Source organism: Microbulbifer sp. S227A (assembly GCF_049800935.1).
Genome location: NZ_JBNAFZ010000005.1, coordinates 356110 through 368422, shown reverse-complemented (window position 1 = coordinate 368422; position 12313 = coordinate 356110). Strand labels below are relative to the sequence as shown.

Annotated in this window: 10 protein-coding genes; 3 read left to right on the top strand and 7 right to left on the bottom strand. The window is 63.6% G+C overall.

The features are described 5' to 3' along the window. Window positions 1-73: 73 nt before the first annotated feature. A complete protein-coding gene (locus ACP15R_RS14880) occupies window positions 74-1630 on the top strand; it encodes an ISL3 family transposase (RefSeq protein WP_424987223.1) in 1557 nt (518 codons plus the stop codon). Window positions 1631-1730: 100 nt separating this feature from the next. Here ACP15R_RS14880 and ACP15R_RS14875 read toward each other — a convergent pair whose 3' ends face one another. Further along, entirely contained in the window at window positions 1731-2378 is a 648-nt protein-coding gene (locus ACP15R_RS14875; protein WP_424987222.1) for a helix-turn-helix domain-containing protein, read from the bottom strand. Between the two features lie 135 nt (window positions 2379-2513). Here ACP15R_RS14875 and ACP15R_RS14870 point away from each other — a divergent pair, with 135 nt between their 5' ends. After that, window positions 2514-3503: a GlxA family transcriptional regulator gene (locus ACP15R_RS14870; RefSeq protein ID WP_424987221.1), complete on the top strand. Its 990-nt coding sequence runs from the start codon at window positions 2514-2516 to the stop codon at window positions 3501-3503. A 6-nt stretch (window positions 3504-3509) separates the two neighbouring features. On the opposite strand, the gene ACP15R_RS14865 is transcribed toward ACP15R_RS14870, so the two are convergent. The 5 genes from ACP15R_RS14865 to ACP15R_RS14845 all read right to left on the bottom strand — a co-directional run bounded on the left by ACP15R_RS14865 (window position 3510) and on the right by ACP15R_RS14845 (window position 10098). Then, window positions 3510-4070, bottom strand: a complete 561-nt coding sequence (locus ACP15R_RS14865) for a sarcosine oxidase subunit gamma (protein WP_424987220.1) — start codon at window positions 4068-4070, stop codon at window positions 3510-3512. Further along, window positions 4063-7014 carry a sarcosine oxidase subunit alpha family protein gene (locus tag ACP15R_RS14860; RefSeq protein ID WP_424987219.1) on the bottom strand — a complete coding sequence of 984 codons (2952 nt, stop codon included), beginning with the start codon at window positions 7012-7014 and terminating at the stop codon, window positions 4063-4065. Before ACP15R_RS14860 ends, ACP15R_RS14865 begins: the two co-directional genes overlap by 8 nt. Further along, a complete protein-coding gene (locus tag ACP15R_RS14855) occupies window positions 7011-7298 on the bottom strand; it encodes a sarcosine oxidase subunit delta (RefSeq protein ID WP_424987218.1) in 288 nt (95 codons plus the stop codon). Before ACP15R_RS14855 ends, ACP15R_RS14860 begins: the two co-directional genes overlap by 4 nt. 13 nt (window positions 7299-7311) lie before the next feature. Continuing rightward, a complete protein-coding gene (locus tag ACP15R_RS14850; RefSeq protein ID WP_424987217.1) occupies window positions 7312-8562 on the bottom strand; it encodes a sarcosine oxidase subunit beta family protein in 1251 nt (416 codons plus the stop codon). A gap of 186 nt (window positions 8563-8748) precedes the next feature. Beyond that, complete coding sequence (locus ACP15R_RS14845) at window positions 8749-10098, bottom strand: NAD(P)-binding domain-containing protein (RefSeq protein WP_424987215.1); 1350 nt, start codon at window positions 10096-10098, stop codon at window positions 8749-8751. Between the two features lie 182 nt (window positions 10099-10280). Here ACP15R_RS14845 and ACP15R_RS14840 point away from each other — a divergent pair, with 182 nt between their 5' ends. Beyond that, entirely contained in the window at window positions 10281-11582 is a 1302-nt protein-coding gene (locus ACP15R_RS14840; protein ID WP_424987214.1) for an ABC transporter substrate-binding protein, read from the top strand. Between the two features lie 6 nt (window positions 11583-11588). Here ACP15R_RS14840 and ACP15R_RS14835 read toward each other — a convergent pair whose 3' ends face one another. Further along, entirely contained in the window at window positions 11589-12308 is a 720-nt protein-coding gene (locus ACP15R_RS14835) for a FadR/GntR family transcriptional regulator (RefSeq protein WP_424987213.1), read from the bottom strand. Window positions 12309-12313: the final 5 nt, after the last annotated feature.

Genomic DNA, 12313 nt, shown 5'->3' with positions numbered 1-12313 from the left:
GGGTCTGAAGCAGATTTGGTGCAGTCCAACTTGCCAAGCGCTATATATCGGCAGGTTTTGGAGGAGATTGCCGATGGCGTCACAGTTTTCACGGCGGGATTTCCTGCCAGCAGGTCTCAAGGCCGATCAGGTCGAGCTTGTTGGGAACACGGTCCGGATCCACTCGCGTTCCGCCAAAGCCGCGGCAGCGTGCCCGCGCTGCGGCACGGTTTCACGTCATGTTCACAGCAGATACCGCCGACGGCCTGCCGATCTGCCTGCGCATGGCCGGAAGGTGGAACTGGTCCTGTTGGTTCGCCGATTTCGCTGCTGTGCTCCGCAGTGCCCGGCCAGGATATTTGCGGAGCGGTTCCCACCTGCGGTAACCCGGCCGCATGCGCGGCGTACCTCCCGTCTGCAAGGACTGGTCCGGCACCTCGGCCTGGCACTCGGCGGGCGCCCGGCACAGGCGCTCGCCGCACGGCTCCTGCTGCCGGTCAGCAAGGATACGTTCCTCCGCAGCATCCGGGGCGCGGCGACGGCCTCAAGCAGTGATCTCCGCGTCATAGGTATTGACGACTGGGCTTGGCGAAAGGGGCAGAGATACGGCACTTTGATCTGCGATCTGGAGCGACGCCGGGTCATTGATCTCCTTCCAGATCGAGAACCGGCCACGGTCGAGGCCTGGCTGCGGGCCCGTCCGGGGATCGAGGTCGTCGCCCGCGACCGCAACGGAGGCTATGGTGGTGCCGTTTCACGGGCCTTGCCAAAGGCGGTTCAGGTTGCCGACCGCTGGCACCTGTTGGAGAACGCGAGCACGGCTTTCCTGGCCGCCGTACAGCGTAACATGCCTGCCATCCGCAAAGCCATCGGCGCAAATGCACTGGATCCAAAGCTTCTGACGGCAGCGGAAAAGCTTCAATATGAGGGCTTTCAGCGCCGCCAACAAACCAACCGCATGGTTCGCCAGATGGCCGATGACGGCACTCCGATCAGACGCATCGTGCGCCTGACCGGATTGAGCCGCGGGCTGGTCCGCCAGATCATCCGTGGTGAGCGCGAAGACGTCTTTCGCATTCGCGAGAGCAGTCTGACCCCTTGGCTACCGCGTCTGGAACGGGAATGGAACGGCGGCTGCCGAAACGGCGCAGAGCTCTGGCGCCGACTGCGGGCAGATGGTTTCCAGGGCAGCCTCCGCGTCGTTGGAGAATGGGCCACGCGCCAGCGCCGTGCCGAGCAGGCCGCGCCGTCGGGTACAGAAAAGTCGCCGCCCGCGCGCAAGATTGCTCGTCTCCTGACCTTGGGCCGGGATCATCTGTGCAAGGCCGATGCCATCCAGGTTGCAAGGATCGAAGCTTCGCTGCCTGCCCTCGCTGCAGCCCGCAGGATGACGGACCGGTTTACGGACATGGTACGCAATGCTCGCGAAGACGCGCTGGAAGGATGGCTGAATGAAGCGGAGGACGGGCTGCTCGGTGCTTTCGCCCGCGGGCTTCGCCGGGATCAGGTGGCGGTCGCCGCAGCCCTGCGTGAACCATGGTCGAACGGACAGACAGAGGGCCAGATCAATCGATTGAAGACGCTGAAACGCCAGATGTATGGCCGCGCCAACATAGATCTGCTCAGGGCACGCCTCGTCACGGCATCTTAGCCACCAAGGTGCATCAACTTTGAGTCAGACCCAAAATTCTCGGCCTATCTGCGCGATCTGGACGGCAACAAGCTGTGCTTGTCCGACTGAGCGCCGCGCCTCAGGTCTTTTGTGGATAGCAGATGATCGACAGGTAACGCGCCGGCAATTCGGTCAGCACCTCGGGCCCGTGCGGCGCGTCGGCATCAAAAAACAGCGTATCGCCCGGTTCGAGCGGGTAATGCTGTTTGCCGTGCAGATAGCCAACCTTGCCTTCGAGCATGTAGATCATCTCGATCCCGTCATGCTGGAAGGTCTTGAACGTGTCGGATTCACTGTTCAGCGTGATCAGATAGGGTTCGACGATGACGCCGCTGGAATTCGACCCGATATGGCCCAAAAGATTGTATTGGTGTCCCGCGCGGGTGCCGGCACGCTCGATCTCCAACCCTTCGCCCGCCTTGGTGTGTACCGCTTCGCGCCGTTCTTCGTAGCCTTTGAAAAATGAGGTCAGCGGCACCGAAAGCGCATTGGCCAGCGTCTGCAAGGTGGTCAGCGAGGGCGAGGTGTTGCCGTTCTCGATCTTGGACAGCATCCCGATCGACAGGTCGGTCAGCCGCGACAATTCCGCGACGGTGATGCCCTGTTGCTTGCGATAGGCGCGCACTTCGCGGCCGATAGCGACCTCGAGCACCTTTTCACGCTCGTCACGCAGGCTGTGAGGGTCCTGAACAAGTTTGGTCATGGTCTTGGATGTTTCAACGTTCATACTGGCCGACCCTCTGGATTCTAGTCACTTCACACGGCAAATTCTACCTGTCATCAGTCTAGCGGATATTCACTGCATTGCAAAAAAGTTTTCCTGTGGTTAAAAATTGGTCCGATTGGTCAGAGATTGGATCCCATGCCTAAGACGATCGGCTTTCTGCTCTTTCCGGGATTTCCGATGGCCTGCCTGACCTCGGTGATCGAACCCCTGCGCGCGGCGAACGAGATTTCCGGACAGACCGCCTTTGAATGGCGGCTGGTCGCCGAAAGCCCCGGCCCGGTCCAGTCCAGCGCCAATATCCCCTTTGAACCGGGCGGCACCCTGGATGCGGTCGAACAGGTGGATTACCTGCTGCTGCTCTCGGCCCCGTCCGGGCGGTTTGCCAATCCCCGCAGCGCGGCGCATCTGCGCCGCCTGTCGCGCCACGGCTCGACGCTGGGCGCGATCAGCGGCGGGGTGTTTCCGCTGGTGCGCAGCGGTGCGGTCACGGGGGAACGGCTGTCGGTACATTGGTGCTACGAGGCGGCGTTTGCCGTCGAATTCCCCGGGATCGCCCATAGCGACGAGGTGATCGAGGTTTCGGGGCGCTGTGTCACGGCCTCGGGAGCGGCGGCGGCCTTCGACCTGGCGCTGACCTTTATCGACGCGGCCCTGGGCGGGGATGTGGCGACCGAGGTGGCCTGCTGGTTCCAGCATCCGATGATGCGCAAGATCGGGGTCAAGCAATCGGTGCCGGTGCATTTGCAGGACGGCATCGAGGACGATCTGTCGCCCGTCGTGGCGCGGGCCATCGACATCTTTACCCGCGACCTGTCCGAGCCGCTTGCGGTGGCCGAGGTGGCGGACCGGCTGGAGATTTCGCCACGCCATCTGGAACGCAGGTTCAAACAGGCGACGGGGCAGAACCCGACCAGCTATTTCCGTTGGCTGCGGATGCAGGCGGCGCGGCAGATCGTGATGTATACCAATGATGCGGTGGCGGATGTGGCGGCGGCGGTGGGCTATGCCAGCGCCAAACATTTCACCCGCCATTACCGTGCCGAATTCGGGCTGAGCCCGCAGGAGGACCGCAAGCGGATCAACCTGTACCGGACCGAGGGCAACCGTCCGGTGCCCTCGGTGTGACCCGGTTCAGAAGGCCGATTTGCAGGCGGTGACCAGCGCGTGATGCAACGATCCCGCGGAACTGCGCGGACCGATCACCGACAGGTGGCGCGGATCGCGGCAGAGCAGGAAACAGCCCAGGTGATCGATGGTCGTGCGCTGTACCTCGCCGCCCTGCCATGGCCGCAGGTCGACGGCGCAAAGACGTTCCATGACCGAAGGCAGGTCATCGCCGCCCAGGTCGAACCGGCACCACGCATCGGTCTGTTCGGTCACGCTGGCCGTGTCGCCAAAGGTGTCGACCATCTGGCGGGCCAGGTCTTCATGCGTGGCGATCGGGGCTTCGATCATCCATTGGTCCGGCCCGGTCCAGAAGGCGGCAGGGGTGCCGCCGCCGTGGCGCGACGGGGCCGGGGCCTCGGCCCCGATCACGCGGGCCAGTGTAGAGCGCGCCGCCTCTTCGCGGCCCAGCCGCGCCGCGACCGAGGCCAGCGCGACCGACACGGTTTCGGTCAGGGTGACGGGGCCGATCCGTTCGACACGGGGTTCGGCGGCACCAAGCGGTGTCAGGGGTTTCAGATCATGCACGGAGACGGTTCCCCTCTGGGTCGACAAAATGGGCGCTGACCACTTCGACATCATGGTCGACCCCGGTCAGCGGGCTGACGAGGCGCACGACCTCGCCCATGCGGGTATCGCCGGATTTCAGATAGCCGATGCCGATATGGCATCCGAGATTGGGCGAATAGCAGGCCGAGGTGACATAGCCCTGGTCATGGGCCGCATCGACCGGCGTGCCGCGGGTCATCAGGTGGGCACCGGCGGGCACCTTGTGCTCTCGGTTCACCGGTTTGAACCCGACCAGCTTGAGCGCGTCCTCTTCGTTCAGACCGGGCCGTTCCGACAGGGTCGAGCCGATGGAGTCCTTTTTCTTGGAGACCATGCGCCCCATGCCAAGGTTGTTGGCGGTGGTGGTGCCGTTCAATTCGTTGCCCGCCGCGTGACCCTTTTCGATGCGCATGACACTGAGCGCCTCGGTGCCATAGGGGGTCACGTCAAATTCCCTGCCCTCGTCCATCAGCCGCCGCATCAGCGCATCGCCATAGCGCGTAGGCACCGCGATTTCAAAGGCCAGCTCGCCCGAGAACGAGATGCGGAACAGCCGCGCCCGCAACCCGCCACAGACCGTGATTTCACCACAGGCCATGAAAGGGAAGCCCTCGTTGGTGATGTCGAATTCCGGGTCGACGATCTTTTGCAGCAGCTTGCGTGAATTGGGTCCGGCAACGGCATATTGCGCCCAGGCCTCGGTGGCGGAAATCAACTGCACATCCATGTCCGGGAACAGGCATTGGCGCACGAATTCCATGTGGCGATAGACCGGCACCGCGTTGGCGGTGGTGGTGGTGACGACGAAATGATCCTCGGCCAGCCGCGCCGCGGTGCCGTCATCCATGGCGATCCCGTCCTCGCGCAGCATCAGCCCATAGCGGGTCTTGCCCACCGCCAGCTTGGCAAAGCCATTGGCATAGACCTTGTTCAGGAACGCCGCCGCGTCGCTGCCCTGCACGTCGATCTTGCCCAGCGTGGTACAGTCGCAGACCCCCACGGATTTGCGGGTTTGCAGCACCTCGCGGTCGACGCTCTCGCGCCAGTCGATCTCGCCGGGTTTGGGGAACCATTGCGCCCGCAGCCACATGCCGACTTCGACGAACACCGCGCCCTGTTCCTCGGCCCAGTGATGGCTGGGCGTCTTGCGCACCGGGCGGAAATCCTTGTCCCGCGACCGACCGGCCAGCACCCCCATCGCCGTTGGCGTATAGGGCGGGCGGAACATGGTGGTGCCGACCTCGGGGATCTGCTTGCCCGCGACCTCGGCCATGATGGCAAGGCCCGCGATATTCGATGTCTTGCCCTGATCGGTGGCCATGCCCAGCGTGGTGTACCGCTTGAGATGCTCGACCGAGACAAAATTCTCCTGATGCGCCAGCTTTACGTCCTTGGCGGTCACGTCGTTCTGCTGATCGACCCAGGCGCGCCGGGCCCCCTCGACATGCCAGAACGGCACGAGGCGCACCGGGGCGTCCTCGGCGCGGGGCAGCTCTGGCGGGGTGGCGTTGAACCCGAGATCGGTCAGCGCCTGCGTGGCGGCGGACTGGCCCGAGCGCAGCGCGCCATGGGTGCTGAACACGCCATTGGCCGCACCGGCCGGGATCAGGCCGGTGGGCATGGTGCCGCCGGGCACAAATGCCGCCAGCCTGTCATCCCATTGCGGGCGGCCGCGCTGATGACAGGTCATGTGAACGTTGGGGTTCCATCCCCCCGACACGCCCAACCCGTCAACCAGCAGGGTGCGGGTCTCGCCGTTGGCTTGCATGATCTCGACCCGCTTGAGGCCAAGCCGGCCGGCGGTGTCGATGACATGGGCGCCAGACAGAATCTGGTAATCCGGGGTCACGCCCGCATCCGGGCGGGTGTCGATCACCGTGACCTTGACACCCTTGGCGTGCAGGTCGGTCGCGGTGCGGTGCCCGTCGTCGTTATTGGTAAAGATCGCCACAGATTGGCCCGGCGTGACGGCCCAGCGGTTGGCATAGCTGCGCATGGCCGAGGCCAGCATGATGCCCGGGCGATCGTTGTTTTCAAACACGATGGGCCGTTCGGTAGCGCCGGCGGCCAGGATCGCGCGTTTGGAATAGACCCGCCACAGGATCTGGCGCGGCTTGCCGGGGGCCGGTTCGGCGAGGTGGTCGCCAAGCCGTTCGACCATGCCATAGATGCCGTGGTCAAAGGCCCCGATCACCGTGCTGCGCGCCATGACGCGGACATTGGGCATGGCCCGCAGCCGCGCCACGGTTTCGGCGGCCCAGCCCGCGCCGCTCTGATCGGAGAGCAGGCCGGTCTCGGAGTTGAGCCGGCCACCCATCAGGAAATCTTCATCGGCCAGGATCACCCGCGCACCGGATTCCCCGGCGGTGAGCGCCGCCGCCAGACCGGCCGGTCCCGCCCCGATGATCAGCAGGTCACAATGCAGAAACCCCTTGTCATAACAATCGGGGTCCGGGTCGTGCGACAGGGTGCCCAGCCCGGCGGCCTTGCGGATCATCGGCTCATAGAGCTTTTCCCAGAACGCCTTGGGCCACATGAAGGTCTTGTAATAGAACCCGGCGGCAAAAAACGATGACAGCCGGTCATTGATCGCCAGCGCGTCAAAGGCCAGCGACGGCCAGCGGTTTTGCGAATTGGCGGTCAGCCCGTCAAACAGCTCGGCGGTGGTGGCGCGGGTATTGGGTTCCTTGCGCGCGCCGCCGCGCAGTTCGACGATGGCATTGGGCTCTTCGGAGCCGGCGGTCAGGGGGCCGCGCGGGCGATGATACTTGAAGCTGCGCCCCATCAGCCGCACGCCGTTGGCCAGCAGGGCCGAGGCGAGCGTATCGCCGGCAAAACCGCTGTAACGCTTGCCGTCAAAGGTGAAGGACAGGGGGGCGCTGCGGTCGATCAGGCCGCCGCTCAGTCGGGTATTGCCGGTCATTTCGAACGCCCCTCGGCCCGCGCGACATCGCGCGCCAGCTCTACCTTGGTGATGTCATGGGTGGTGGTGTCGCGGGTCACGACCAGCCACGACCGGTCGCCCTGTTCATGGAACCACAATTCGCGGTGCAGCCCGGCGGGATTGTCGCGCAGATAGCCATAGTCGGTGAATTGCGCCACGGCGTCTTCGGCCTGCCAGTCGGGGCGGTGGATCAGCGCCGCGTCGCCCTTGTAGACGAATTCGGCGGCGTCGCGGGGGCCGAGGATCGGGTGATTGATCAGCATGTCCTGTCCTCGTTCAATGCAGGTTGGGCTGGTTGCCCATGCCCTTTTCGTCGATCATCCGCCCGGTGGCGAAACGGTCGAACCGATAGGCGGTGGCGGTCTTGTGCGGGGTGTCGGTGGCCAGCAGATGCGCATAGGCAAAGCCCGAGGCCGGGGTGGCCTTGAACCCGCCATAGCACCAGCCGCCGTTGAAATAGAGCCCGGCCACATGGGTGCGGTCGATGATCGGCGAGCCGTCCATCGACATGTCCATGATGCCGCCCCACATCCGCAACAGCCGCGCCCGCCCGAGATTGGGGAAGATCGCCATGCCGCCTTCGCAAACGTCCTCGACCACCGGCAGGTTGCCGCGTTGGGCATAGGAATTATAGCCGTCGATATCGCCGCCAAAGACCAGCCCGCCCTTGTCGGACTGGCTGCAATAGAAATGGCCCGCGCCAAAGGTGATCACCCCGGGCAGCAGCGGTTTCAGGCCCTCGGAGACAAAGGCCTGCAACACGTGGCTTTCGATCGGCAACCGCATGTCGGCCTTTGCCATCAGCCGCGACGACGACCCGGCAACACAGGCCGCGACCTTTTTGGCACCGATGAACCCGCGTGATGTCTCGACCCCGGTGCAGGTGCCGTTTTCGATGCGAAACCCGGTGACTTCGCAATTCTGGATGATGTCGACGCCCTGCCGGTCGGCGGCGCGGGCATAGCCCCAGGCCACCGCGTCATGGCGCACGGTGCCGCCACGATGCTGCGCCAGCCCGCCCTTGATCGGGAAACGGGCGTTGTTCACGTTCAGGAACGGATAACGCGCCACGATCTGTTCGGTGCTCAAGAGTTCCGCATCCGCCCCGTTCAGGATCATCGCGTTGCCGCGCCGGATGAAAGCGTCGCGCTGTGCGTCGGAATGGATCAGGTTCAGGATGCCGCGCTGGCTGACCATCGCGTTATAGTTCAGCTCCTGTTCGAGATTCTCCCAGAGCTGCAACGAGAATTCATAGAACGGCTCGTTCCCGTCCAGCAGATAGTTGGAGCGGATGATCGTGGTGTTGCGCCCCACATTGCCGCCGCCGATCCAGCCCTTTTCGACCACCGCGATGCGGGCCTGTTTGAATTCCTTGGCGAGGTAATAGGCGGTGGCCAGCCCGTGCCCGCCGCCGCCGATGATTACATAGTCATATTGCGCCTTGGGCGTGGCGTCGCGCCAGGCCGGGCCCCAGCCGCGATGACCGGTCAGCGCTTCCTTGATGACCTTGAACCCTGAGTAGTGCATAGATTCGGACTCCTTTGGCTCATATTCCGCCAGAACCCGTGCAGAGTCGCCGTCCTGTTCAGACGGGAATGGGTCGAAATCGGACATGTGCGGGGTATTGGGGGCCGGTGCGGCGCCACGGTCGATGGATCGGTGCGTGCCAGAACGGGAACCCGCGGCGATCCCGGCCGCCGCGGGAGAGGCGGGTCAATTGGCCAGATAGGCGGCCATGCTGTCATCCAGCGCGTCTTTCCACGGGGTGTGGTGCACCGGGGCCATGGTGCCGGTGATCACCGATTTGTAGCGGTTGTTGCGGAAGCCCATGATGTCTTGGGCCTTGTGCTTTTTCCAGTCGTAGAACGCCTGGCAGGCCCCGTCGATGTCAAAGCTGGGATAGTCGGTTTCCGCCACCAGTTCCTCGATATAGTCGGCCTGGTAGCGGATGGCGTATTTCACGTCGTCGCTGGCCTCTTCCCGCGCCTCGCGCTCCTTTACATCGGCCAGCATCTGATCGGTGGTGACGCCCGATATGTCGATCTTGCCCATGATCGCGTCGCGCACCCACCAGGCCTGGGCGTCGAACATGTTGAAGGTGAACCATTGATCCTGCATCCCGAGATAGAACAGGGCGGGGTTGTTGACGAACGCCACGCCCTTGTAGAGATCGGCGGTGGCCAGGCGGTTGGCGGTTTTCAGGCGCAGATCGTCGGGCAGGAAGTTGAAGAAATGCTTGTAGCCGGTGCACAGGATGATGGCGTCCACGTCGCGGGTCGAGCCGTCGGCGAAATACACCGTGTTGCCGCTGACCTTTTGCAGGGCGGGCCGTTCTTCCCAATTGTCGGGCCAGTCAAACCCCATGGGCGCGCTGCGATAGCAGGAGGTGATTGATTTCGCGCCGTATTTCCAGCATTGCGAGCCGATATCCTCGGCCGAGTAGGACGCGCCGACAACCAGGATATCCTTGCCGGAAAACTCCCGTGCGTCGCGGAAGTCATGGGCGTGGACGAGACGGCCGTTAAAGCTCTCGAAGCCTTCGTAATAGGGCACGTTCGGGGTCGAGAAATGACCCGAGGCGCAGATCACGTTGTCGAACTCTTCGCAATAGACGTGATCGCGGCTGTGGTCATGCACGGTGACCGTGAACTTGCCCGTGTCGCTGTCATGGCTGACCCAGCGGACGGCGGTGTCAAAGCGGATCCAGTCGCGCACACCGGCCTTGAGCACCCGGCCCTCGATATAGTCGAACAGCACGGCGCGCGGCGGGTACGAGGCGATCTGTTTGCCGAAATGCTCTTCAAAGGAATAGTCGGCGAATTCCAGCCCCTCCTTGGGGCCGTTCGACCACAGGTAGCGGTACATCGAGCAATGCACCGGTTCGCCGTTTTCATCCAGCCCGGTGCGCCAGGTATAGTTCCACAGCCCGCCCCAGTTGCCCTGTTTTTCAAAACAGACGATTTGGGGGATGTCCTCACCCTTTTCCGCCGCCGACTGGAACGCGCGAAGCTGGGCCAGGCCGGAAGGTCCGGCACCGATGATTGCGACCCGTTTCTGTGTCATTTTCTGTCTCTCCTGCTGGTGTTCCGGTTATTGGTACTATTGGTTGAACCAAATTTCGCCGCACTGGTCCCTTTGTGTCAATGGGTTTTTTTCCTAATGGGTAACTTATTTCCCCTATGGTGAAGTGCATACGGGCTTGAAATACTGGCTTGAGTCTGGGCGGGCCAGTGGTAGAAATTGGTATGCTAGGATCAAGTTTCGCCCATAACATCGCGGTTTCATCGCTGTTTCCGAACACCCGCGTCGGCATGAACGAACCGGTCAGCATCGGATTTCTCGCGCCGCTCACCGGTCCGGTCAGCTCCTGGGGGCTGCCGGGGCTGAACGGGTGCCAGCTTTGGGCGGAATGGTTGAACCGCGCTGGCGGCATTCTGATTGGCGGGCGGCGCTACCCGTTGCGAATCGTGTCCTATGATTGCGGCTATGATCCCGAGCGGGCGCTGGAGGGCGCGCGCCACCTGGTCCTGACGGAACAGGTGCGTTTCCTGATGATGCTGGGGGGTGATACCTTTACGCCGCTGCGGTCGTTCCTGACCCAGAACCGGGTGCTGACCTCGACCCTGCTGCCCAGCGACCTGTCACCCGATACCCGTTATCTGATCGCCCCCTCCGAGGTGCATCCGGTGTTCAACGTCACCGGTGTGGAGTGGATGGCCGAACACGAACCGCAGCGGCGGCGCATCGCCATGTGCAGCCAGAAGGATGCCCTGGGGCTGCCGTCAGCGGCGACCTATCGCGCGGCGTTCGAGGCGGCGGACCTGCCGGTGGTCAAGGGCATCCTGTATGATCCGCACCAGACGGATGTTGCCGCCATTGTCGATCCGATGCTGGCCGAGCGCCCGGATGTGCTGTGCTGGTGTACCAGCTATACGCCGATGGTGCATGCAATGACCGAATATGCCCACGCGGCGGGGTTCACCGGGCGCATCCTGTCCTGCACGATGGATCATTACCAGCGCGTGGTGGCGCGCACGTCGCCCGGTTTCATGGAGGGCACGCTGTTCCAGTTTCCCGATTTCGACGACCCCAAGCTGGCGCGCAAGGCGTTCTTTTTCAATCGGCCCAGCGAATTCTTCAAGGAATACAACGCCCGGTATCCGGGCAGCTGGAGCGCCGTCAGCTGGGAGTTCGTGGCGATCCTGGAAATCTGGCACGCGGCGGTGGAACAGGTGGCCTCGGTTTCGCCGGTCTCGGTGCTGACCACGATGAAACAGATGGAGCCGGTCACCCATGCCTTTGGTCCGGCGCGCTGGTGGGGCGAGCAGATGTTCGGCATCAACAACGCCCTGATCGGCGATTGGCCGGTGGTCCGGATCGAAGAGGGGCGGGCGCGGATTGCCGAATTCCGCTCGATCCCCGACTGGCTGGACCGGCACGAGGCACGGCTGCACGATCACATGCGGCGATTGGGCCAGCTCTGGCAGCAGCGCATCGAAACCGGCGCGGCACAGGCCAGCCTGCTGAGCCGCGCCGCGCTGGACTGAACCGGCCTAACCGTCATGCAGGAACAGCCGCTGTTCCTCGACCAGGTGCAGCTTGGTGATCTCGACCGCGGCCTCGACATCGCGGGTGGCGATCGCGTTGAACAGCGAGTTGAACCGCACCTGATAGCTCTGGATCCGGTCCGGCGTCAGGTGCTTGCGCATCAGCGCGGTACGGAAACTCTGGCGGCAGACCTCGATGGTCAGATCATAGCAGGCCTCCAGCAGCGGATTGCGCGTCGCGCGCGCGATGGTGCGGTAAAACGCTTCTTCGCAGCGGATGAATTCGTTCAGGTCGGTGCGCACGGCTTCGATCTGGGCCACCACCTGTGCCAGGTCTTCGAGGTCTCGCGGGGTCATGTTCATCACCGCCAGCCGGGTCATCTCGGGCTCGATGATCGAGCGGACGATCAGGTGATCCAGCGGGCTGGTGCGTTCGCCCACCGAACCGGGCGCCGGGGCGTCGGGGCGATGGGAGTCAAAGGTGACGAAACTGCCGCTGCCCTGTCTGCGCCGGACCATGTCGCGGCTTTCCAGGATATCCAGGGCTTCGCGCACGGTGTTGCGGGACACGCCGAGTTCGGCCGCCAGCGCGCGCTCGCTGGGCAGGCGGGAATCCGGCGGATACTCTCCCGACTGGATGCGCACGAGCAGCTTGTCGACCACGATGCGAACCGTTTTCCCGATGCTCTGATCGGTGGCAAAGGCGGAGTTTCTGGTTTGGTTCATGGATA